At 69.4% G+C, this 22,489-nt stretch carries 19 protein-coding genes and 2 tRNA genes; 7 read left to right on the top strand and 14 right to left on the bottom strand.

Going from position 1 to position 22,489, the window contains the following annotated elements:
* Nucleotides 1–33 precede the first annotated feature (33 nt).
* The gene (locus CGL27_RS24710) at nt 34–567 is read right to left on the bottom strand and encodes a peptidylprolyl isomerase (RefSeq protein WP_078647530.1); all 534 of its coding nucleotides are present in this window, start codon (nt 565–567) and stop codon (nt 34–36) included.
* A gap of 296 nt (nt 568–863) precedes the next feature.
* On the opposite strand from CGL27_RS24710, the gene CGL27_RS24705 reads away from it, so the two are divergent.
* Nucleotides 864–1,586 carry a DUF5324 family protein gene (locus CGL27_RS24705; RefSeq protein WP_119990069.1) on the top strand — a complete coding sequence of 241 codons (723 nt, stop codon included), beginning with the start codon at nt 864–866 and terminating at the stop codon, nt 1,584–1,586.
* 157 nt (nt 1,587–1,743) lie between these two features.
* Here the strand turns inward: CGL27_RS24705 and CGL27_RS24700 are convergent, their stop codons facing one another.
* Both CGL27_RS24700 and CGL27_RS24695 read right to left on the bottom strand, forming a co-directional pair.
* Nucleotides 1,744–2,895, bottom strand: a complete 1,152-nt coding sequence (locus CGL27_RS24700) for a response regulator (protein ID WP_078642447.1) — start codon at nt 2,893–2,895, stop codon at nt 1,744–1,746.
* Nucleotides 2,896–3,082: 187 nt separating this feature from the next.
* Nucleotides 3,083–3,155, bottom strand: a tRNA-Ala gene (locus CGL27_RS24695).
* A gap of 118 nt (nt 3,156–3,273) precedes the next feature.
* On the opposite strand from CGL27_RS24695, the gene CGL27_RS24690 reads away from it, so the two are divergent.
* Nucleotides 3,274–3,822 carry a DNA-binding protein gene (locus CGL27_RS24690; RefSeq protein ID WP_078642446.1) on the top strand — a complete coding sequence of 183 codons (549 nt, stop codon included), beginning with the start codon at nt 3,274–3,276 and terminating at the stop codon, nt 3,820–3,822.
* Between the two features lie 45 nt (nt 3,823–3,867).
* Entirely contained in the window at nt 3,868–5,574 is a 1,707-nt protein-coding gene (locus CGL27_RS24685) for a serine/threonine-protein kinase (RefSeq protein ID WP_119990067.1), read from the top strand.
* Nucleotides 5,575–5,726: 152 nt separating this feature from the next.
* On the opposite strand, the gene CGL27_RS24680 is transcribed toward CGL27_RS24685, so the two are convergent.
* From CGL27_RS24680 to dnaA, 11 genes are all read right to left on the bottom strand, one after another.
* A complete protein-coding gene (locus CGL27_RS24680; protein ID WP_119990066.1) occupies nt 5,727–7,082 on the bottom strand; it encodes a hypothetical protein in 1,356 nt (451 codons plus the stop codon).
* Between the two features lie 211 nt (nt 7,083–7,293).
* Nucleotides 7,294–7,428 (bottom strand): DLW-39 family protein, encoded by a 135-nt coding sequence (locus CGL27_RS52215; RefSeq protein WP_003958712.1) that lies wholly within the window; start codon nt 7,426–7,428, stop codon nt 7,294–7,296.
* A 192-nt stretch (nt 7,429–7,620) separates the two neighbouring features.
* A tRNA-Ile gene (locus tag CGL27_RS24670) sits at nt 7,621–7,694 on the bottom strand.
* 61 nt (nt 7,695–7,755) lie between these two features.
* Nucleotides 7,756–8,535: a DUF3566 domain-containing protein gene (locus tag CGL27_RS24665; RefSeq protein WP_119990064.1), complete on the bottom strand. Its 780-nt coding sequence runs from the start codon at nt 8,533–8,535 to the stop codon at nt 7,756–7,758.
* A gap of 3 nt (nt 8,536–8,538) precedes the next feature.
* A complete protein-coding gene (gyrA, locus tag CGL27_RS24660) occupies nt 8,539–11,163 on the bottom strand; it encodes a DNA gyrase subunit A (RefSeq protein ID WP_119990062.1) in 2,625 nt (874 codons plus the stop codon).
* 42 nt (nt 11,164–11,205) lie between these two features.
* Nucleotides 11,206–13,236 (bottom strand): DNA topoisomerase (ATP-hydrolyzing) subunit B, encoded by a 2,031-nt coding sequence (gene gyrB, locus CGL27_RS24655; RefSeq protein WP_078642441.1) that lies wholly within the window; start codon nt 13,234–13,236, stop codon nt 11,206–11,208.
* Nucleotides 13,237–13,546: 310 nt separating this feature from the next.
* Nucleotides 13,547–14,089, bottom strand: coding sequence for a DciA family protein (locus tag CGL27_RS24650; protein WP_043237513.1), 543 nt, complete (start codon nt 14,087–14,089; stop codon nt 13,547–13,549).
* 8 nt (nt 14,090–14,097) lie between these two features.
* Nucleotides 14,098–15,240, bottom strand: a complete 1,143-nt coding sequence (recF, locus tag CGL27_RS24645; protein WP_078642440.1) for a DNA replication/repair protein RecF — start codon at nt 15,238–15,240, stop codon at nt 14,098–14,100.
* A gap of 55 nt (nt 15,241–15,295) precedes the next feature.
* Entirely contained in the window at nt 15,296–16,177 is an 882-nt protein-coding gene (gene gnd / locus CGL27_RS24640) for a phosphogluconate dehydrogenase (NAD(+)-dependent, decarboxylating) (RefSeq protein WP_078642439.1), read from the bottom strand.
* A 104-nt stretch (nt 16,178–16,281) separates the two neighbouring features.
* Nucleotides 16,282–17,412: a DNA polymerase III subunit beta gene (gene dnaN, locus CGL27_RS24635; RefSeq protein WP_119990061.1), complete on the bottom strand. Its 1,131-nt coding sequence runs from the start codon at nt 17,410–17,412 to the stop codon at nt 16,282–16,284.
* Nucleotides 17,413–18,240: 828 nt separating this feature from the next.
* Nucleotides 18,241–20,049, bottom strand: coding sequence for a chromosomal replication initiator protein DnaA (gene dnaA, locus CGL27_RS24625; RefSeq protein ID WP_119990059.1), 1,809 nt, complete (start codon nt 20,047–20,049; stop codon nt 18,241–18,243).
* Nucleotides 20,050–20,486: 437 nt separating this feature from the next.
* Between dnaA and rpmH the strand changes: the two genes are divergently transcribed.
* Genes rpmH through yidC form a run of 4 tightly spaced genes read left to right on the top strand, consistent with a single transcriptional unit; the run spans nt 20,487 to nt 22,489 of the window.
* Nucleotides 20,487–20,624, top strand: a complete 138-nt coding sequence (gene rpmH, locus CGL27_RS24620) for a 50S ribosomal protein L34 (RefSeq protein ID WP_009716483.1) — start codon at nt 20,487–20,489, stop codon at nt 20,622–20,624.
* Nucleotides 20,625–20,648: 24 nt separating this feature from the next.
* Nucleotides 20,649–21,032: a ribonuclease P protein component gene (gene rnpA / locus CGL27_RS24615; protein WP_078505643.1), complete on the top strand. Its 384-nt coding sequence runs from the start codon at nt 20,649–20,651 to the stop codon at nt 21,030–21,032.
* Nucleotides 21,029–21,346: a membrane protein insertion efficiency factor YidD gene (gene yidD, locus CGL27_RS24610; protein WP_014061973.1), complete on the top strand. Its 318-nt coding sequence runs from the start codon at nt 21,029–21,031 to the stop codon at nt 21,344–21,346. Before rnpA ends, yidD begins: the two co-directional genes overlap by 4 nt.
* Before the next feature lie 3 nt (nt 21,347–21,349).
* Nucleotides 21,350–22,489, top strand: coding sequence for a membrane protein insertase YidC (gene yidC / locus CGL27_RS24605; protein WP_078642437.1), 1,140 nt, complete (start codon nt 21,350–21,352; stop codon nt 22,487–22,489).

The raw sequence follows: 22,489 nt of genomic DNA, 5'->3' as shown, positions 1-22,489 counted from the left end.
GACAAGCGGGGCATGAAAGTTCCCCGTACGGGCTCAGCCCTCGCGGGTCTCCACGACGACCGACTCGATGACGACGTCCTGGAGCGGACGGTCGGTGCGCGGGTTGGTCGCGGTGCCCGCGATCGCGTCGATGACCTTCTTGCTGGCCTCGTCGGCGACCTCGCCGAAGATGGTGTGCTTACCGGTCAGCCATGCGGTCGGGGAGACCGTGACGAAGAACTGCGAGCCGTTGGTGCCCGGGCCGGCGTTGGCCATGGCCAGCAGGTACGGCTTGTTGAAGGCCAGGTCCGGGTGGAACTCGTCACCGAACTCATAGCCGGGACCACCGGTCCCGTTACCCAGCGGGTCCCCGCCCTGGATCATGAAGCCGCTGATCACCCGGTGGAAAACGGTGCCGTCGTAGAGCTTCTCCTTGGCCTTCTTGCCAGTGGCCGGGTGCGTCCACTCGCGAGTGCCTTCGGCCAGTTCGACAAAGTTCTTGACCGTCTTGGGGGCGTGGTTCGGCAGCAGCCGGACCACGATGTCGCCATTGTTCGTCTTCAGGGTGGCGTAAAGCTGCTCGGCCACGATCAACCTTCCATCGTTTTCACTTCCGTCTCCTGATCCTCGCACGGACGCAAGGCCGACGAGTAGCCGCGGAGGCGGCGCCGGGCGCGCCGATCCGCGTGGTTTCAACGAGAATCCTCCCTATGACCCAGATGCCCGGTCACACATGCTGGCCGGGCTGCGAACGGGCATGATCTCCACAAACAGGCATGATCTTTCTTGGGATGGAAACACGAAACTGGGCAAATAGAGCGCGCGACGAAAACGCACGACTCTGAACCCGGGAGCTTGACCACGCCACCGAGGAGGAGGATCCCGTGACCCGCATTGACAGCGTGCGAGCCGCGACCGGCACAGCCAAGGGCAGCGTCCTGCACGCCGCGGAGGCGGTGGCGCCCTACGCCGGCACGGCCAAGGACACCGCATCGCGCTACGCGCACGAGGCCCGCGTACGGCTGGCGCCGAAGGTGTCGACCGCTGCGCACCAGGCCCGGTGCACGGCCGGTGCCCAGTACCACGCCCATATCGAGCCCAGGCTCAACCAGGCCCGCGGCACCCTGCCGCCGAAGGTGGACCAGGCCGCCACCCGGGCCGCCAAGCGCACCCGTAAGGCAGCCCGCCACGCCGCCGACTACACCGGTCCGCGGATGGAGCAGGCGATGGCCGGGGTGCGCGCCGCCGCCGGACCGGCGCGCGAGGAGGCCGCCGTCCGTACGGCCGCGGCCATCGCGGCGCTGCGCACCCATGTGACGGCCGCGGAGATCGAGAAGCTGGCCAGGAAGCACCGCCGCCGGGCCCGGGCCGCCCGTGTCGCCAAGCGTGCGGCCTTCATCGGACTGGTCGGCGCGGGCGTCTTCGCCGCGTGGAAGTGGTGGGACAAGCAGGCCAACCCCGACTGGCTGGTCGAGCCCCCGGCGGCGACCGAGGTGGGCGACCGCGAGCGGCTTTCGGCGGTGGACGGCAGCGACCAGAGCGCCCTCGACCCCGAAGTGCAGGCCAAGCAGGCCGAGGCCGAGACCCGCAGGGACGACGAGCGCTGAACGACGCCGCACACGGCGTCCGGCGCGGCCCTCCGCGAGGGGCGGGAGATCGGGTGATCTCCCGCCCCTCGTCCCGTCTCCGGCCCCGGATCAGCCCGGCCCGCTCCGGTCGTCGGCCCGGCACGACCCAGCCCGCACCGGGCCGTGGGACTCCGGCTCAGCCCGCCGGGTCCTCCCCCTGGGAACGGCGCTGCCGGCGCTCCAGGAAGATCTCGGTGAAGACCGAGACCTTGGCCCGCAGCGCCCAGGGGTCGAACGGCTTGGCCATGTAGTCCACCGCACCGGCCGCATAGCCCCGCGAGGCGTTCTCGGGATCGGCGCCCATCGCCGTGAGGAAGATGATCGGGATGTCGCGGTTACGGGAACGCCGCTTGATGTGGGCCGCCGTCTCATAGCCGTCCATCTCGGGCATCTGCACATCCAGCAGGATCACCGCGAAGTCGTCATGGTCGAGCAGCGCCTTGAGGGCCTCCTGACCGGAGGTCGCGGTCACCAGCTCCTGGTCGAGCGTGGCCAGCACGGCCTCCATGGCCAGCAGATTGTTCTGCTGGTCGTCCACCACGAGGATCTTCGGCCGCGGCCCGGTGCCCCGCTTGGGCGCCGCCGGTCCCTCCGGGACCGCGGGCTCGTCCTCCGGCTGCGGCACCGCGGCCGGGGGCTGGGACTCCACCATGGCCAGCTGGCGCTCCAGGACCAGGCAGCGCTCCTCCGCCAGCCGGCCCCGCAGCCGCACGTCTTCCAGCTCCTCGGTGAGCCGCCCCACCTCCTGGCGGAGCAGATCCCGCTCCTTGATCAGCTCCTTCCGGTCCGGGAGCTCCCGCTCCAGCGCGTCCGCCCGGGCGCGCTCCGTCGCCCATGCCGCCTCGGCCTGGTTCAGCCGCACCTCGAGATCGGCGATGCGGTGCTTGCGGTCCAGCAGCGCCTCGCCCAGCACGTCCTGGTGCGCCATGGACACCCGCGCGTCCCGGTCGGCGTCGGCCAGCTGGATCTGCAGGATCTCCATGGCATGCCCGGGGGAGCGGCTGGTGCGGACCGCGGCCCGGTGCAGCTCCCGCACCAGTTGGATGGCGGCGGGGGTGGGAGCGACGCCCCGCCGCGCCGCGAGATCGGTGAACAGATCGAAGACGAACTCCCACGGCGGGATGCGGGTGCCGCTCAGAAACCGCGAGATGGTGCTCGGATCCCGGTGTCTGCGCACGGCGTATCTGCGCACCGAGATCCCCAGCCCCAGGAACAGCTTCCTCAGCTCCACAGCGAAGGCCCGGCACTCCTCGGGCAGGTTCTCGCCCAGCGGATGCAGCTCACCCATCGTGTCCCCCTGTACGGCGGCCCGCGCCGATCAGACGACTCCCGGGCGATCTGCCCGAGTTGTGGAAAACACCCTGGAGCATCCCGCGGGTGTTGCGCCGGGCAATGACAGGAGTGGCAACACCGATATCAAGGGCGAAACAAACCAGCCAGGGCATCGATCACGATGTCCTGGCTGGTGACGAAGGTGGAGCCTAGGAGAGTCGAACTCCTGACATCCGCCATGCAAAGACGGCGCTCTACCAACTGAGCTAAGGCCCCGTCGCCGATCAGGATACCTGCTACCTGCCACCATTCCCGACCGGGTATCGCTCGTGCGTAGCGCTCTCCGTAGGATGCCACGCAAGATTCGCGGCAGCGAAGCGAAGGGGAGAGCGAGATGGACGCAACACAGCAGGATGCCACCGCGCGCGCACGGGAGCTTCAGCGCAGCTGGTACGGGGAACCGCTGGGGGCGCTCTTTCGCCGTCTCATCGATGATCTCGGTCTGAACCAAGCCCGTCTCGCCGCTGTGCTCGGGCTGTCCGCGCCCATGCTCTCGCAGCTCATGAGCGGCCAGCGCGCCAAGATCGGCAACCCCGCCGTAGTCCAGCGGGTGCAGGCGCTGCAGGAGCTGTCCAGCCAGGCGGCGGACGGCAGGGTCAGCGCCGCCGAGGCCGCCGAGCGCATGGAGGAGATCAAGAAGTCCGCGGGGGGCTCGGTCCTCAACTCCACCCAGTCCACGGCGACGAGCACGGGCGCCCCGACCGTTCGGCGAGTGGTGCGCGAGATCCAGTCGCTGCTGCGGTCCGTGGCGGCCGCGGGGGACATCATCGATGCCGCCGACTCCCTCGCCCCGACCCACCCCGAGCTGGCAGAGTTTCTCCGTGTGTACGGCGCCGGGCGGACCGCCGATGCGGTCGCCCACTACGAGGCGCACCAGAGCTGACGGGCTGAACTGCTGACGAGTCGATGACGGGGCGGGCACGGCGCGATGGGTGAGATCTTCGCGGGCCGGTACGAGCTGGTGGACCCGATCGGGCGTGGGGGCGTGGGCGCCGTATGGCGCGTCTGGGACCACCGCCGCAGACGGTACGTGGCAGCGAAGGTGCTTCAGCAGCGTGACGCCCATACGCTGCTGCGCTTCGTCCGGGAACAGGCCCTGCGGATCGATCACCCCCATGTGCTGGCGCCGGCGAGCTGGGCGGCCGACGACGACAAGGTGCTGTTCACCATGGATCTGGTGGGCGGCGGCTCGTTCGCCCATCTCATCGGGGACTACGGCCCGCTGCCGCCCCGCTATGTGTGCACCCTGCTCGACCAGCTGCTCTCCGGACTGGCCGCGGTCCACGCCGAGGGCGTGGTGCACCGGGACATCAAACCCGCGAACATCCTGCTGGAATCCACCGGGACCGGGCGGCCGCATGTCCGGCTGGGCGACTTCGGCATCGCGCTGACCAAGGGCGAGCCGCGCCTCACCGAGGCCAACTACGTGATGGGCACGCCGGGTTACTTCGCGCCCGAGCAGATGATGGGCGACGACCCGGACTTCCCGGCGGACCTCTTCGCCGTGGGGCTGGTGACGCTCTATCTGCTCAACGCGCACAAGCCGGACGCGGAGGCGCTCGTCAAACTCTTCGAGCAGGGAGTGCCGAACGCGCCCACGGGGGTGCCGGAACCGCTGTGGCAGGTGATCGCGGGTCTGCTGCAGCCGGACCCCGAGGACCGCTTCCGCACCGCCACGGGAGCGCGGAAGGCGCTGGCGACGGCCGTCGACCTGCTGCCCGAGGCCGACCTGGACGACGACGCCATCGAGGTCTTCGACCATCTCGGGCCGCTGCCCGCCGGGTTCGACCACAACGGACCGACCCGGCCGCGCCGCCGCCACGCGAAGACGGACCCACCCCGAGAGAACGGCGCGAACGGCGCGGCGCCCTCCCGGCCCCAGCCCACCGCCGACGCGGGCCCCACCGCCGAGGCGTCCGCACCCCAGCCGGCCGCCCCACAGCCGTCCATGTCCGACACCGGCAGCTTCACCCTCCCGCCGCCGCTCCCCCGGACCGACCAGCCAGGGACACCGCACACCGAGCCCCCGCCCGGCCAGGCCCCGCACACCGGGGCTCCCGGGGCTCCGTCCTCCGGCGTCCCGCACGCCGAGCCCCCGCACGCCCAGACGCCCCTGAGCCGGACCCCACCGCCCCAGCCCGCGGGCCCTCCGACTCCAACACCCCCGCCGCCGACCGCCCGGCCCGCGACTCCGCCCCCGCCGGTCCAGCGGCCGTCGATGCCGCGGTCGATGCCCCACCCACTGACCCCGCCGACCCCCTCGACGGCGGCCCCGCTGCCACCGGCACAGCCGCCCGTGCACCATCCGCACCACGCACAGCAGCCCCCACACCCCGTACAGCCGGTGCACCACGCACACCCGCATACGCCCACCCCCGCTTCCGCTCCGACCGCGGCTCCCTCGCCGACACCGACGCCAACGCCGACACCCACGCCGACTCCGACTCCGACCCCGACACCAACGCCGCCCCCGCGTGACTTCCCTTCTACTCGTCCATACACCGCCGAGCGGCCGCGGGTTCCCTCGACAACGCGGCGACGCCCCGGGCCGTCCCGGAAAGCGGCGCTCTCGATCCTGATCGTCGCGGCGGTGTGCTTCGCCGTCGGCGCATGGGCGCTGGTGGCAGCGGGCTGAGCACGGGCGGGCCCGCGAGCTGAGCACGGACAGACCGCGAGCTGACATCGCCCATGCGCCGCGACGGCGCCCCCGCCGACGTCACCGCCACCGGCGTCACACCCCCGGCGGCTCTCCCCTGACGCACCACCCAGCGAAGGCAGCGCCCCCAACTACCACCCAGGCGGCGGCCCGTACCGCTGCGCCGCCGCCCGGCGCCGGGCGGCGAGCGTCCACACGCCGAGCCCGAGCACCAGGGCCGTCCCCGTGCCGATCCCCGCGTACCCCACCACCCGCAGCGTGGTCTTCTTCGAGTCGGCGGCTCCGGAGCCAGGACTCGCCATCCGGTCGTCGTCCGCGGCGTCCGGATGGCGCTTGGCCACCTTCCGGTCGGCCGCCGTGAGGCCGAACCCCGCCTCGACCGGATCCTTGTCGTAGCTGGGCCCGCCACGCGCAGAGCCCGCGACCCGTACCCGCAGGACGACCGGCACCGGGCCGTTCAGATGCGGTGCCACCTGCGGCGGGTTGAGGGTGACCGCCAGGAAGTACCCACCGCTGAAGCTCATCGCGCGGACCGTGGAGCCGGTGTTGGCATACCTGTTTCCGTAGGCCACCGGCGCGGTGGCCACCTGGGTGCGGGGCGATTCGCCGTCCTGCACGGCGGGGATGCCCCGCTTGGCGAGCCCGCGCGCCGGGTTGTACGCGTGCATCGCCAGGGCGCGGTCGAGCAGACGGGTGCTCTGGTCCTTGCCGTCGGCGGACAGTTCGGCGGCGGCGGTGAGGCGCTGCCCCCAGTCGACGGGCACCCGGTAGAAATGCGTCTCCCCCGGCATGATCTCGTCCTTCCACACCCCGCTTCCCAGGGTCGGCGCGTCGGTGAACCCGCGTCCGCCGCGCCGCGGCCAGGGAGTGCCGTCCGGCGGCTTGGGTGCCGGTGTGCTCCAACTCCCCTCCGGAGCCGCTCCCGTGGCCCCGCCCTTCACCGGTGGCTCCACCATCACCCGGAGCTCCACAGGCCAGCGCTCCGGGTCCGGTGACCCGTCCTGGCGCTCCACCGTCACCACATAGCGCCCCGCCTGATGGCAGGAGGCCGGGCCGGAGTCGATCTGTCGGGAGGCGTAGTCGGCGAGGGGATAGGCGACGCCATTGGTTTCGATCTTCGGGGCGGCGGTGCCGCAGACGCCCCCCTCAGGGCTCTCCAGCGTCACCTTCACACCATCGCGGTACGAGGTCACGTCCGCACCCGGCCGGGGCGCCGCGACGGCCGAGACATAGGCGGCCGACTTCGTGTCGAGCGTCACGCCGTAGTACCGCTTCTCGCCCGGCCCGACGCTGTCGACATAGGTGCGGCCGACCGCCAGGGATGGGGCGCCCGAGTCAGCGTCGGCGCCGGATATCCGGGTGCCGCGGGTCTCGTACGCCCGGGCCCCGGCGGCGCCGTCGGCGAGGGACGTCCCCGGTGCCGCGGCCACCGCGCACAGTGCCGCCACCGCGGCGAGACCGGCCCTGACCTTGCGGCGGTCCTTCATCGCGCGTCACTCCTCGTCGTACCGGCCGGTCGGCCCGTTCAACTTTGCCTGTGCAAGCTATTCGTTTGCGAGAGTGAAACACGCAGGCCCCCCGTCATCCCATCCCCCGGCGCCCCCGCCCCTTCCCCGCACGGCGCCAGTAAAGCCGACGGGGCCCCGACCGCTCCAGCGGTCGGGGCCCCGTACTGGGACTGTCTTAGGAGCTAGGAGCTCACACACCCGAACCTGCGGGCACGGAGTCGGTCGCCTCCGTCCACAGATCCTGCTCGGCGCGATCCGCCTGGATCTGGCGGTACACGAGGAGCCCGCCGATGGCGGCCAGTGCGACCAGGAGCAGCTTCTTCACCGCGCTACCTCGTCTCTTTCTTGACGTAGGGGACCTCTGGCGCCCGATGATACACACCGACCGATACCGATCGGTGACCTATGACCGGCATTGGCCGATGAGAAACCGGGCAGGAACCGGGGATCAACTCCCGGCCCCCCATACGACATCAGCCCGGATGAAGAAAATCTCCATCCAGGCTGATCGCGACGGTGGGGCTAACAGGACTTGAACCTGTGGCCTCTTCCTTATCAGGGAAGCGCTCTAACCGTCTGAGCTATAGCCCCGCGCTGCACCGAAAGATTAGCGCACGACCTGCCCCGTCCCAAAATCGGTAACGACGGGCCGCTACTCGTCCTCGGCCAAGGTCAGCTCGACGCCACCCACGAAGCCCGCCGACAGGTTGTAGATGAAGGCCCCGAGCGTGGCCAACGCGGTGGCCAACACCACGTTGATCACGGCGATGATCCCGGTGAACCCGAGGACACGCGGAAGTGACAGGAAGGACTCCAGGTCGAACCCGCTGCCCTCCTGCGACTCCGTCGCATCGCTGATGGTGCCGCCGACCGCGCTGAAGACGCCCATGGCGTCCATGACCATCCACAGCACCGCCACCGCGATCACGGTGCAGATCCCCAGCGCGATCGCGAGCAGGAAACTGACCTTCATGACCGACCACGGATCGACCCTGGCGACCCGCAGCCGCGCCTTACGGGTCCGCGGCGCCTGACGGGCCCCCGCGGGCGTACGGGGGCGGCGGACGGCCGTGGCGGCCTGCTGGTGCCCCGACTGGGCGGCCTGGCCCGGCTGCCCGGGCACCGCGGAGCCGACCTGCCCGGCCCCGCCGCCGGGCGGCGGGGCGTAGGCCTGCGGCGGGTGGTACGGCTGCGCGGGCTGGGCAGGGGCCGGACGCTCGTTGGGGAGCGGGCTGGAGTACTGGGGCTTCGGATGCGGATCGCGCTGCGGCCGCAGCTTCCGGGTCTCCGTCACCGACGCGGGGGCGGAGTCCCCGGCCGGGCCACGGGCGCTTTCCCCAGCGGTGGTGCCGCCCGCCGAAGTCGGGGCTCCCGACCCCGGACGCCCTCCGGCGTCCGCACCGCCGCCCGCGGCACCCGTGGCTCCACTCACGACTTACTCCTCGGTCTCGTCGGCCGGGGGCGGTGTGCCCTCGACCGCCTCGGACGCGGCCTCCTCGGCTGGCGCGCTCCCGGTCGCGGAATCTTCCTCGACCTCTTCAGCCTCACGACCGGCCTCGGCGTTCCGGGCGATGCCGACGACGGCATCGCGCTTGCCCAGGTTGATCAGTTGGACGCCCATGGTGTCACGGCCCGTCTCCCTGACCTCATTGACCCGGGTACGGATCACGCCACCGCTGAGCGTGATGGCGAGGATCTCATCGGTCTCCTCGACCACCAGCGCCCCGACCAGGGAACCACGGTCCTCGACGATCTTCGCTGCCTTGATCCCGAGGCCGCCGCGCCCCTGGACGCGGTACTCGTCGACGTTGGTCCGCTTCGCGTACCCGCCGTCGGTGGCGGTGAACACGAACGTAGCGGGCCGGACGACATTCATCGAGAGGAGTTCATCGTGCTCGCGGAAGCTCATGCCCTTCACACCGGAGGTCGCGCGCCCCATCGGCCGCAGCGACTCGTCCGTCGCGGTGAACCGGATCGACTGGGCCTTCCTGCTGATCAGCAGCAGATCGTCCGCGGAGGACACCAGCTCGGCACCGATCAGCTCGTCCTCGCGGCCGTCCTCCATCTCCCGGAGGTTGATCGCGATCACGCCGCCCGAGCGGGGCGAGTCGTAGTCCTTCAGCGGGGTCTTCTTCACCAGGCCGGACTTGGTGGCGAGCACCAGATACGGCACCGCCTCGTAGTCCCGGATGGCCAGGATCCGCGCGATCTTCTCATCGGGCTGGAACGCCAGCAGATTCGCGACATGCTGGCCGCGCGCCTCCCGGCCGGCGTCCGGCAGCTCGTACGCCTTCGCCCGGTAGACCCGGCCCTTGTTGGTGAAGAACAGCAGCCAGTGGTGAGTGGTCGAGACGAAGAAGTGGGAGACGATGTCGTCCTGCTTCAGCTTCGTCCCGCGCACGCCCTTGCCGCCGCGCTTCTGGGAGCGGTAGTCCTCGGTCTTGGTGCGCTTCACATAGCCGCCACGCGTGATCGTGACGACGATGTCCTCCTCGGCGATCAGGTCCTCGATGGACATGTCACCGTCGAAGGGCACCAGCTTGGTGCGCCGGTCGTCGCCGAACTTCTCGACGATCGCGGTCAGCTCCTCGCTGATGATCTGCCGCTGCCGCTCGGGCGAGGCCAGGATCGCGTTGTACTCGTCGATCTTGGACTGCAGCTCGTCATGCTCCTGGATGATCTTCTGACGCTCCAGGGCGGCCAGCCGCCGCAGCTGCATCTCCAGGATCGCGTTCGCCTGGATCTCGTCGATCTCCAGCAGGCCCATCAGGCCCCCGCGCGCGGTGTCCACCGTGTCGCTGCGCCGGATCAGCGCGATGACCTCGTCGATCGCGTCCAGGGCCTTGAGCAGACCGCGCAGGATGTGCGCCCGCTCCTCGGCCTTGCGCAGCCGGAAGCGGGTCCGGCGGACGATGACCTCGATCTGGTGAGTCACCCAGTTGCGGATGAACGCGTCCAGCGAGAGGGTGCGCGGCACACCGTCGACCAGCGCCAGCATGTTGGCGCCGAAGTTGGTCTGCAGATCGGTGTGCTTGTAGAGGTTGTTGAGGACGACCTTGGCGACCGCGTCCCGCTTGAGCACGATGACCAGGCGCTGGCCGGTGCGCGAGGAGGTCTCGTCGCGGACGTCGGCGATGCCTCCGACCTTGCCGTCCTTCACCAGGTCGGCGATCTTCTGCGCGAGGTTGTCCGGGTTCACCTGGTACGGCAGCTCGGTGACCACCAGGCACTGCCGGCCCTGGATCTCCTCGACCTCCACGACCGCGCGCATCGTGATCGAGCCGCGCCCGGTGCGGTACGCCTCCTCGATGCCCTTACGGCCGACGACCAGCGCGCCGGTCGGGAAGTCCGGGCCCTTGATCCGGTCGATCAGGGCCTCGAGCAGCTCCTCCTGGGTCGCCTGCGGATTGGCCAGGAACCACTGGGCGCCCTCGGCGACCTCGCGCAGATTGTGCGGCGGGATATTGGTGGCCATGCCGACCGCGATCCCCGCCGAGCCGTTGACCAGCAGGTTCGGGATACGAGCCGGGAGGACCGTCGGCTCCTGGTTACGGCCGTCGTAGTTGTCCTGGAAATCGACGGTCTCCTCGTCGATGTCCCGGAGCATCTCCATGGCCAGCGGGTCCATCTTGCACTCGGTGTACCGCATGGCCGCCGCGGGGTCATTGCCCGGGGAGCCGAAGTTGCCGTTGGAGTCGACCAGCGGCATCCGCATGGACCACGGCTGAGCAAGCCGCACCAGGGCGTCGTAGATCGACGAGTCGCCGTGCGGATGGTAGGTGCCCATGACGTCGCCGACGACGCGGGCGCACTTGTAGAAGCCCTTCTCGGGCCGGTACCCGCCGTCGTACATCGCGTACAGCACCCGGCGGTGCACCGGCTTGAGGCCGTCCCGGACGTCGGGCAGCGCACGGCTGACGATCACGCTCATCGCGTAATCGAGGTACGAGCGCTGCATCTCCGTCTCGAGGCCGACCGGCTCGACGCGGAGTGCGGCGCCTTCGGCGACCTCGTCGGGGGTCAGTTCATTGGGCGTGTTCGGGGTGTTCTCGTCGGCCATTGCTGGTCAAAGTCCTTCTGTCGTCTGCGGCTGGGGGCCGACTCAGATGTCGAGGAAGCGGACATCCTTGGCGTTGCGCTGGATGAACGAGCGCCGTGCCTCGACGTCCTCACCCATCAGGACCGAGAACAGGTCGTCGGCCTGCGCCGCGTCGTCCAGGGTGACCTGGCCCAGGACGCGGTGGTCGGGGTCCATCGTGGTGACCCGCAGCTCTTCGGCGTTCATCTCGCCCAGACCCTTGAAGCGCTGGACCGAGTCGTCCCTGATGCGCTTGCCCTGTTCACGGCCGACCTGGATCAGCGCGTCCCGCTCCCGGTCCGAGTACGCGTACTCGAAGTCGTCCCGGCCCCACTTGATCTTGTAGAGCGGCGGACGGGACAGGAAGACATGCCCCGCCTCGACCAGCGGGCGCATGAAGCGGAAGAGGAAGGTCAGCAGCAGGGTGTTGATGTGCTGGCCGTCGACATCGGCGTCCGCCATCAGAATGATCTTGTGATAGCGGAGCTTGTCGATGTCGAAGTCCTCGTGCACCCCGGTGCCGAAGGCGGAGATCAGCGCCTGGACCTCGTTGTTCTGGAGGATCTTGTCGACCCGGGCCTTCTCGACGTTCAGGATCTTGCCGCGGATCGGGAGGATCGCCTGATACTGCGGGTTACGGCCGGACTTGGCCGAGCCGCCGGCGGAGTCACCCTCGACGATGAAGATCTCGCACTTCGACGGGTCATTGGACTGGCAGTCGCTCAGCTTGCCCGGCAGCGACGCGGTCTCCAGCAGCCCCTTACGGCGGGTCAGATCCCGCGCCTTACGGGCCGCGACCCGGGCCGTCGCCGCCTGGATCCCCTTGCGGACGATGTCCGCCGCCTCATTGGGGTAGCGGTCCAGCCAGTCGGCGAGATGCTCGTTGACGATCTTCTGGACGAAGGTCTTGGCCTCCGTGTTGCCCAGCTTGGTCTTGGTCTGGCCCTCGAACTGCGGCTCGCCCAGCTTGACCGAGATGATCGCGGTCAGACCCTCGCGGATGTCCTCACCGGTGAGGTTGTCGTCGCGCTCCCGGAGCAGCTTCTTGTCGCGCGCGTACTTGTTGATCAGGTACGTCAGCGCGGCGCGGAAGCCCTCCTCGTGGGTACCGCCCTCATGAGTGTGGATGGTGTTCGCGAAGCTGTAGACACCCTCGGTGTACTGGGTGTTCCACTGCATCGCGATCTCAAGGGAGAGCATCCGCTCCTTGTCCTCGGCCTCGAACCCGATCACCGTGGGGTGGACCAGCTCACCCTTGCGGGAGTTGAGGTAGGTGACGAAGTCGACGATGCCGCCCTCGTAGTGGTACTTCACGGAGAGCGGCTTGCCCTCCTCGTCCACATGGGCCTCGCGCTCGTCCTTGAGCGAGATCGACAGGCCCTTGTTGAGGAACGCCATCTCCTGGAAGCGCCGGGCCAGCGTCTCGAAGGAGTACTCGGTGGTCTCGAAGACGTCCGGGTCCGCCCAGAAGGTGACCGTGGTGCCGGTCTCCTCCGTGGCCTCGTTCCGGGCCAGGGGCGCGGTCGGCGCTCCCGTCTTGTAGTCCTGGGTCCAGCGGTAGCCGTCCGTCTTGACCTCGACCGACACCTTCGAGGACAGGGCGTTGACGACGGAGACGCCGACGCCGTGCAGACCGCCGGAGACGGCGTAGCCGCCGCCGCCGAACTTGCCGCCCGCGTGCAGCACGGTCAGCACGACCTCCACGGCCGGCTTCCCCTCCGAGGGGACGATGCCCACCGGGATCCCGCGGCCGTTGTCCACGACGCGGACGCCGCCGTCGGCGAGGATCGTGACCTCGATGCTGTCCGCGTGACCGGCCATGGCCTCGTCGACGGAGTTGTCGACGACCTCTTGGACGAGATGGTGGAGGCCGCGCTCACCGGTGGAACCGATGTACATACCGGGTCGCTTGCGGACCGCCTCCAGCCCCTCCAGGACGGTGATCGCACTGGCGTCGTACGACGGCGAAGCCAGGGCCTCGCTGTCGGGCGTGGACGGGATGTTTTCGATGGGGTTGCCGGAATCGGCCACGAAGCGCCCTTTCTGGCACAGCACAAGCCGTCTCCGGGCAGGCAGGAGCGGCTGCGTCGTTCAACATGTGTCCGCAAGCGCTCGGTGCGCCAGCGGCGACGGCGTACGGCCCCAGTCTACCGGTAGCGCCGACAAGAATGGGGGCTTGCTGGCGCCTGAGTCCGCATGTGCCGCCCTGAACCGGCTGCCAGCGACTCCCCATATGCGGGGACGGGCTCCAAGAGGCTCACACCGCCACTCAGCGCTTCGAGCTGTCAACCACCGGCAACCGTGACCGGGGTCTCAGCAGTCACCCTGTTACCACCGGTTAACACGGGGGCGCACAAGCCCCCGGTCAGCCGTAGGTATCGCCCGGGCCGGTGGAGCCCGGGGAGCGCAGCGGGCCGTAGCGGCGGGCCGGGCCGCCGGGGCCCAGGACCTTGATCATCTTGACGGTGCCATGACCCAGATCCGCGTTCAGCCGGGCCACGAGCTGCGGGGCGAGCAGCCGGAGCTGGGTCGCCCACGCCGTGGAATCACAGCGCACCGTGAGCACCCGGGCGTCCTCGTCGTACCGCTGGGGCTCGCAGTGCTGCGCCACCTCGGGCCCCACCATCTGGGGCCAGCGGCCCATCACCCCGCCGACCGCGGCCGGGGCCTCCCAGCCGCGCTCGGTGATCAGCCGGTTGATCGCCGCACCGAGCGGAAGCGGATCACGGCCATCGGCGCGCGCGCCGGAGCGCAAGCCTCCTCTGCGCGCCTGCTTCTTCTGCTGGGCCGCGGCTCCCCGGGCGCGCGCCTGCTCCTTGGCGGCGCGCAGCGCCACCCGCGCAAGATCGACGCCCGAGGGCTCGGGCACCGGCGAGGGCCCCGCGGGCTGATCCATTCCATCGGTCATTCCGTCGGTCATACGCGCCGCACCTCGCCCTCGGACACCGCATAGCGCGTGCCGGACAGCACCTGCGGAACGTCATCCTCCACCGCCGCGGTCACCAGCACCTGCTCCCCGGGGGCGACCAGCTCGGCCAGCCGCTCCCGGCGCCGCTCGTCCAGCTCCGCGAAGACGTCGTCGAGCACCAGCACCGGCTCGCCCGCCTCGGTGCGCAGCAGATCGTAGGAGGCCAGCCGCAGGGCGAGGGCGTACGACCAGGACTCGCCATGGCTGGCGTAGCCCTTCGCCGGGAGCCGGCCCAGCTTGAGGACCAGGTCGTCGCGGTGCGGGCCCACCAGCGTGACCCCGCGCTCGATCTCCTGCTTACGGGCCTCGGTGAGGGCGGCCATCAGCAGCTCGTACAGCTCCTCGCGGCCGCCCGCGTCGGCCAGCCCCTCACCGGCCGAGCCGCGGTACTCCAGCAGCACGGGGCCGCCGCCCGGGGCGAGCTGCTCGTACGCCTTGTCGGCGAGCGGCTGGAGCACGGCGATCAGGTCGAGCCGCTGCGCGAGCAACTCGGCACCGGCCCGGGCCAGATGCTGGTCCCAGACGTCGAGCGTGGACAGGGCCGCGTCGCCGCCGCCGCTGCGCGAACCGTGCCGCCGGGCCAGGGCCGCGGTCTTCAGCAGGGTGTTGCGCTGCTTGAGCACCCGGTCGTAGTCGGAGCGGACCCCGGCCATCCGGGGCGCCCGCGCGGTGATCAGCTCGTCGAGGAAGCGCCGGCGCTCGCCCGGATCGCCCTTGACCAGGGCCAGATCCTCGGGCGCGAACAGCACCGACCGCAGAATCCCCAGCACATCACGCGGTCTGACCTGCGAGGACCGATTGATACGGGCGCGATTGGCCTTGCCCGGGTTGAGCTCGAGCTCGATCAGCTGCTGCCGGTCGCCCTGGACGACCGCGGCCCGGACCACGGCCCGCTCCGCGCCCATGCGCACCAGCGGGGCGTCCGAGGAGACCCGGTGGCTGCCGAGGGTGGCGAGATAGCCGACGGCCTCGACGAGATTGGTCTTGCCCTGGCCGTTGGGCCCGACGAAGGCCGTGACGCCCGGGTCGAGCGCCACCTCGGCCCGGGTGTACGAGCGGAAGTCGGCGAGCGAGAGATGCGTGACGTGCATAGTGGGCTGCGCCGACCTCCCCCGGCTGAACTGCTTGCGCCACCCCGTGGGGTGGTTACTTGTCGCTGCTCTCGACCGCATGACCGCCGAACTGATTGCGCAGCGCGGCGATCATCTTGATCTGCGGCGAGTCCTCCTGGCGGGAGGCGAACCGGGCGAAGAGCGACGCGGTGATCGCGGGCAGCGGCACGGCGTTGTCGATCGCCGCCTCCACGGTCCAGCGGCCCTCACCGGAGTCCTCCGCGTAGCCACGCAGCTTCGCCAGGTGCTCGTCCTCGTCCAGGGCGCGCACGGCCAGGTCCAGCAGCCAGGAGCGGATGACCGTGCCCTCCTGCCAGGAGCGGAAGACCTCGCGGACGTCGGTGACCGAGTCCACCTTCTCCAGCAGCTCCCAGCCCTCGGCATACGCCTGCATCATCGCGTACTCGATGCCGTTGTGGACCATCTTCGCGAAGTGGCCCGCGCCGACCTTGCCGGCGTGGACGGCGCCGCCCTCGCCCTCGGGCTTGAGCGCGTCGAAGACCGGCTGGACCTGGGCCACATGCTCGGCGGCGCCGCCGTACATCAGGGCATAGCCGTTATCCAGACCCCAGACACCGCCGGAGACACCGCAGTCGACGAAGCCGATGCCCTTGGCGTTGAGCTGCTCGGCATGCTTCTCGTCGTCGGTCCAGCGGGAGTTCCCGCCGTCCACCACGATGTCGCCGGGCGCCAGCAGCTCGGCCAGCTCGTCGATGGTGATCTGAGTGGGGACGCCTGCCGGAACCATGACCCACACCACGCGCGGGCCCTTGAGCTTGTTGACGAGCTCATCGATGCTGTGGACATCGGCTACATCCGGGTTCCGGTCGTAGCCGATAACGGTGTGGCCTGCGCGGCGAATGCGCTCGCGCATGTTGCCGCCCATCTTGCCGAGGCCGATGAGACCGAGCTCCATCAGTGATCCTTCATGCCGTAGTGCGTTGCGTTTCGCGGTGAGTCCGAGCCTACGCCCGCGGGTAGCCGCACAGATGTGGGCTACACCTGCTCATTCGCTCGCTCTCAGCCGCTGAGTCGCACCGGCATGATCAGGTACTTGTACGCCTCGTCCGCCTCGGCGTCCATGGCGGGCTTGCCACTGAGCAGCGCGGGCTTGGTCGAGGTGGTGAAGGACAGCTGGGCGACCGGCGAGTCGATCGCGCTGAGGCCGTCCAGCAGGAACGTCGGGTTGAAGGCGATCGAGATGTCGTCGCCGTCGAGCTGGGCGTCCACCCGCTCCACAGCCTGTGCATCGTCGCTGGAGCCGGCCTCCAGGATCAGCACGCCCTGCTCGAAGGTGAGCCGCACCGGGGTGTTCCGCTCGGCGACCAGGGCCACACGCTTGACGGCCTCGACGAACGGGGGTGTCTCGATCACCGCGACCGAGTTGAACTCGGTGGGGAAGAGCGTGCGGTACTTCGGCAGGTCGCCCTCGAGCAGCCGGGTGGTCGTACGGCGCCCGGCGCCCTCGAAGCCGATCAGGCCCTCGCCCGCACCCGAGCCGGAAAGCGCGAGCGCGACGGTGTCACCGCTGGTCAGCGACTTGGCGGTGTCGAGGAGCGTCTTGGCGGGCACCAACGCGACGGCGGAGATGTCGGGGGTCTCGGGCTTCCACAGGAACTCGCGGACCGCGAAGCGGTAGCGGTCGGTGGAGGCCAGCGTGACGGTGTCGCCCTCGATCTCGATCCGCACACCCGTGAGCACCGGCAGGGTGTCGTCACGGCCGGCGGCGATGGCGACCTGGGCAGCGGCGGCGGCGAAAACCTCACCGGGGACGGTGCCGGTCGCGTTCGGCATCTGCGGCAGCGCCGGGTATTCCTCCACAGGCAGGGTGTGGAGTGTGAATCGCGAGGAGCCGCAGACGACGGTCACCCGCACCCCGTCGCTGGAGATCTCCACAGGACGGTTGGGGAGGGCGCGGCAGATATCGGCGAGGAGCCGGCCGGAGACGAGGACCGTGCCGTCGTCCTCGATGTCGGCCTCCACGGAGACGCGGGCCGAGACCTCGTAGTCGAAGCCGGAGAGGCTGAGCGCGCCTTCCTCCGCCTTCATGAGGATGCCCGCGAGGACGGGCACCGGCGGTCGGGCCGGGAGGCTGCGGGCCGTCCAGGCCACCGCCTCCGCGAGTACATCGCGCTCCACCCGGATCTTCACCGTAAGCCGCCTCCTGCTGTTGCTGGCTCGCCCTGCTGGCCTTCGTCGTCGGCTGAGTAGCCGGAGACCAGTCTGACGCACGCCGCCGACAGTCGGTGCGGCTCGGGGTCAAGTCGGTGCGCGGGGTGTCGGGCGGCTCGGCCCGAGGTTGTGCACAGGCCCCACTTCGAAGCGATTTCCTCGCTATAACTCTGTGGTCGTAGTAGTAGGGCCTGTGGAAACCGTGGAAAACTGACTTTGCCCTGGTCAGCGGCGGTTTTTTGTCCACCGGCCCTGTGGGTGACGGCGGTGGACAACCAGGGTTGTCTGTGGATGCCGAAGAGTTCTGCACATGCGATGCACAGACATCGCCTGGTTCTCCCCAGCGTCGTCCCCAGTTTTACCCACCTTCCCCACAGCCCAACCCGCCTCCTTGGTGTGACGCCTTTCACTCGCGCCGGTGACCGTGGCCATTTCGTTGCCGAACAGTGGACAGCGGTGTGGAGAAGCTGTGGGCAACGGGCCTTCGGCTGTGGGTTGCCGGTGGACAAGCTGATGCGCGGCCTGTGGGCATCTCGATCATCCACAGTCTGTGGACTCCCGATAGCCACAATTCCACAGCCATCTGACCTCGGCGAATGCCCTTCCCACCGGCCACCCTGTGGACACGATCGGGACAACTCCCACGTCCCCAGGGTGTGGACGGTGGATGGGCCGCGTATCTGTGGAGAACCGGGCCGGCCGGGCCGGGAATCGAACAGCTCGTAGGGATGAACGACGAAGGGCGCCCCGGGAGTTATCCCTCCCGGAGCGCCCTTCAGCGGTTCGCGGTGGCCCCGCGGGCCCCTCTCAGCCGTTCTTGATGCGGTTGGTCAGCTCGGTCACCTGGTTGTAGATGGAGCGCCGCTCGGCCATCAGCGCCCTGATCTTGCGGTCGGCGTGCATGACCGTCGTATGGTCGCGGCCGCCGAACTGCGCGCCGATCTTGGGCAGCGACAGATCGGTCAGCTCCCGGCAGAGATACATCGCGATCTGCCGCGCGGTGACCAGCACCCGGCTGCGGGAGGCGCCGCACAGATCGTCGACCGTATGCCCGAAGTAGTCGGCGGTCGCGGCCATGATCGCGGTGGCGGTGATCTCGGGAGCCGCGTCCTCGCCGCCGGGGATCAGATCCTTCAGCACGATCTCGGTGAGTCCGAGGTCCACCGGCTGCCGGTTCAGGCTCGCGAAGGCGGTGACGCGGATGAGCGCGCCCTCCAGCTCACGGATGTTGCGGGAGATCCGTGAGGCGATGAACTCCAGCACCTCCGGCGGCGCGTTCAGCTGTTCCTGCACCGCCTTCTTACGGAGGATCGCGATACGCGTCTCCAGCTCCGGCGGCTGCACATCGGTGATCAGACCCCACTCGAAGCGGTTGCGGAGCCGGTCCTCCAGGGTGACCAGCTGCTTGGGCGGCCGGTCGGAGGAGAGCACGATCTGCTTGTTGGCGTTGTGGAGCGTATTGAAGGTGTGGAAGAACTCCTCCTGCGTCGACTCCTTGCTCGCCAGGAACTGGATGTCGTCGACCAGCAGGATGTCCATGTCGCGATAGCGCCTGCGGAACGCGTCCGCCTTGCCGTCGCGGATGGAGTTGATGAACTCGTTGGTGAACTCCTCCGAGCTCACATAGCGCACCCGGGTGCCGGGATACAGGCTGCGCGCGTAGTGACCGATGGCGTGCAGCAGGTGGGTCTTGCCGAGCCCGGACTCCCCGTAGATGAACAGCGGGTTGTACGCCTTGGCCGGCGCCTCGGCCACGGCGACCGCCGCGGCGTGCGCGAAGCGGTTGGACGCGCCGATGACGAAGGTGTCGAAGAGGTATTTGGGGTTCAGCCGCGCGGTCGGCTCACCGGGCCCGGACGCGGGCGCGGGCTGAGCGGCGAGCGGGCCGGGGGCGCCGGTCTGCGAGGGCAGGACGGGCGGTCCGCCGCGGGCGCGCTCGAGCGGGTCGGGCAGGTCGTGGCGCTGCTCGTACGGCGGGCGCTCGGGGCCCGGGCCGGGACCGCCCGGCCCGGGGCGCTCGGCGCCCGGACCGCGGTAGTCGCCGCGTCGCTGGGGGTCGTACGGCTGCTGGTCATAGCCGGACGGGGCGTGCTGGGAGGCGTAAGGATCGCCCTCGGGGAAGCCGCCGAGCCGGGGCTGCTGCCAGCCGTAGTCGTCACGGGGCCGCGGCCAGGCGCCCGGTTCGGGGCGCGACTGCTGATAGCCGGGGTAGGCGGGGCGGGCCGACGGCAGATCGTCCGGCGCCTGGCGGCCATAGCCGTCCCGGCCGTCGTAGCTCTCGTAGGACTCGCGCTGCTCGCGCTGGACCTGCGGCGGGACGACCGGTTCGCCGGCGGACTCGTCGACGGTGATCGCGATGCGGATCGGGCGGCCGCACTCCCGGCTCAGCGTTTCGCTGACGACGGGGGCCAGCCGGCCCTCCAGCACGCCCTTGGCGAATTCATTGGGGACGGCGAGCAGCGCGGTGTCGGCGACCAGCGCGAGGGGCTGGCACCGCTTGATCCAGTGCTCGTCCTTGGCCTCGACGCCTTGTCCGCCCTGTCCCGAGCTCTCTCCCAGCAGCCGCTCGAGCACGCGTGGCCACACTGCGGCAAGATCGGCAGGTACGTCAGCCACAGGGCACGCTCTCTCAGCTCGCTGGGTGGGGGACGCCGACAGGTCCCACGAATGCGTGGTTCTCGGGACGGGCGTGAAGGAATCGGAGCCCAGCCACGGTAGTCAGGCCGGGGTACGCGGTTCAAGTCGTTGTCCACAGGGTGTGTACAAATGTGCCATGCGATGTCGCCGCGCGTTCCCTTGCCCCTAGGCTGGGAGGGGAACCGCGCTGTCTTGGTGTCGGCCACCGGTTTGACCGGATGGCGTAACCGCGCGTACCGTAACCAGGTCGAGTTGTCGATGGCTGCTGCCGCCTGCCTCCGATGGGCAAGGATCACGGGCGAGATGACCCGTGATCGTGAAGCGGTGCACTCGGGCGTATTGCGAGCTACTCGTGGGCGCACGGTGACAGCCAAGCGATAGACCGCCACCATCCAATTCATTTCTGGAGCCCCCGAGTGAGCAAGCGCACTTTCCAGCCGAACAACCGTCGCCGCGCGAAGACCCACGGCTTCCGGCTGCGTATGCGCACCCGTGCCGGCCGCGCGATCCTCGCGTCCCGCCGTAGCAAGGGTCGCGGACGCCTGTCGGCCTGAGCAGCCTGATCCAAGGTCCATGACGTGCTGCCTACCGAGCATCGGCTGAGGCGGCGCGAGGACTTCGCGGCCGCGGTACGCCGAGGACGCAGGGCCGGTCGCCCGCTCCTTGTCGTGCATCTTCGCACCGGCCTCACCAGCGGTGATACGGACCCGCACGCACCCGGGGAGAGTGCTCCTCCGGCGCGTGCGGGTTTCGTCGTAAGCAAGGCGGTCGGCGGCGCCGTCGTCCGCAATCTGGTGAAGCGGCGACTGCGTCATCTGATGCGGGACCGCATCGATCGTTTTGGCGCAGGTAGCCTTGTGGTCGTACGGGCGCTGCCCGGCGCGGGTGAGGCGGGTCACGACCAGCTGGCCCGCGATCTCGACACGGCAGTGCAGCGGCTACTGGGAGGGGTGCCGCGATGAAGTACCCGCTGCTGTGGTTGATCAAGCTGTACCAGTGGACCATCAGCCCGATGCTGGGACCGGTCTGCAAGTACTACCCGTCGTGCTCGCACTATGGCTACACGGCCATTGACCGGCACGGCGCGGTAAAAGGAACGGCGCTGACGGCCTGGCGCATCTTGCGCTGCAACCCCTGGTCGCTCGGTGGCGTCGACCACGTTCCGCCCCGGAAGCGTCCGGTGTGGCACCAGCGGCTGCGGAACCGCCTCGGCGGGCATCCGACTGTGGAGCCTGCCGCACAGCCCGAGACCCAGCCCAACGCCCAAGGAGCCTGATTCGTGGACACGATCCTCGGTCCTCTTTATGACGTAGTTTCCTGGATCATCGTCCAGTTCCACTCGTTCTACAGCCTCATTTTTGATCGAGACAGTGGCTGGGCGTGGGGTCTGTCCATCGTTTCGCTGGTGGTACTGATCCGTATCTGCCTGATCCCGCTCTTTGTGAAGCAGATCAAGTCGACGCGGAACATGCAGGCGCTCCAGCCCAAGATGAAGGCGATCCAGGAGCGCTACAAGAGCGACAAGCAGCGTCAGTCCGAAGAGATGATGAAGCTGTACAAGGAGACGGGGACCAACCCGCTCTCCAGCTGCTTGCCGATCCTCGCCCAGTCGCCGTTCTTCATTTCGCTGTACCAGGTCCTCAACCACATCGCGAACAACAAGACGGTCGGCGTCATCGACCAGACGCTGCTGGACAGCGCCCGTAACGCCCATATCTTCGGTGCTCCGCTGTCGGTGAAGTTCATGGACTCGGCCTCGAAGGTCGAGTCCCTCGGCGCCTCGCTGACCGATGTCCGCATCGTGACGATCACCATGATCATCCTGATGTCGGCGTCGCAGTTCTTCACCCAGCGCCAGCTGATGACCAAGAACGTCGACCTCACGGTGAAGACGCCGTTCATGCAGCAGCAGAAGATGCTGATGTACGTCTTCCCGGTCATGTTCGCCGTCTTCGGCATCAACTTCCCCGTCGGTGTCCTCGTGTACTGGCTGACCACCAACGTCTGGACCCTGGGCCAGCAGATGTTCGTCATCCGCCGTAACCCGACCCCGGGCAGCATCGCCTTCAAGGCCCGCCAGGAGCGGCTGCGGGCCCAGGGCAAGCTGAAGGAGGAGCCGGCCGAGGTCGTCGCGAAGCAGGCGGCCGAGACGGCGCGTGCCAACCGTCAGCAGCCCAAGCGCCAGACCAAGTCGCAGCGCTCCACGACCGGCCACAGCAGGGCCGGCGCGCAGTCGGATTCCTCGGCCTCCACCGAGAAGTCCGCCGAGGCCAAGCCCGACGAGAAGCAGGGCGCGGGGCAGAAGAAGGGCGCGCAGGGCGGCAAGCCGGCCGGTGGCTCGGCTTCCGGCTCCTCGCGTGGCGCGAAATCCGGCCAGCGCAAGGGCCAGCAGCGCCCCAAGCACCCGTCCAAGAAGTAA

This window comes from Streptomyces sp. 11-1-2 (genome assembly GCF_003595545.1).
GTDB classification, from domain to species: domain Bacteria; phylum Actinomycetota; class Actinomycetes; order Streptomycetales; family Streptomycetaceae; genus Streptomyces; species Streptomyces hygroscopicus_B.
Note: the sequence above shows the minus strand (reverse complement) of the source record. Positions and strands in the feature narration are given on the sequence as shown.

Bases quoted from the DNA above. Each gene is read 5' to 3' on its own strand.
- CGL27_RS24700 (WP_078642447.1), bottom strand. From the start codon at position 2,895: ATGGGTGAGCTGCATCCGCTGGGCGAGAACCTGCCCGAGGAGTGCCGG.
- CGL27_RS24690 (WP_078642446.1), top strand. From the start codon at position 3,274: ATGGACGCAACACAGCAGGATGCCACCGCGCGCGCACGGGAGCTTCAG.
- CGL27_RS24685 (WP_119990067.1), top strand. From the start codon at position 3,868: ATGGGTGAGATCTTCGCGGGCCGGTACGAGCTGGTGGACCCGATCGGG.
- CGL27_RS24680 (WP_119990066.1), bottom strand. From the start codon at position 7,082: ATGAAGGACCGCCGCAAGGTCAGGGCCGGTCTCGCCGCGGTGGCGGCA.
- gyrA (WP_119990062.1), bottom strand. From the start codon at position 11,163: ATGGCCGACGAGAACACCCCGAACACGCCCAATGAACTGACCCCCGAC.
- CGL27_RS24650 (WP_043237513.1), bottom strand. From the start codon at position 14,089: ATGACCGATGGAATGGATCAGCCCGCGGGGCCCTCGCCGGTGCCCGAG.
- recF (WP_078642440.1), bottom strand. From the start codon at position 15,240: ATGCACGTCACGCATCTCTCGCTCGCCGACTTCCGCTCGTACACCCGG.
- gnd (WP_078642439.1), bottom strand. From the start codon at position 16,177: ATGGAGCTCGGTCTCATCGGCCTCGGCAAGATGGGCGGCAACATGCGC.
- yidD (WP_014061973.1), top strand. From the start codon at position 21,029: ATGAAGTACCCGCTGCTGTGGTTGATCAAGCTGTACCAGTGGACCATC.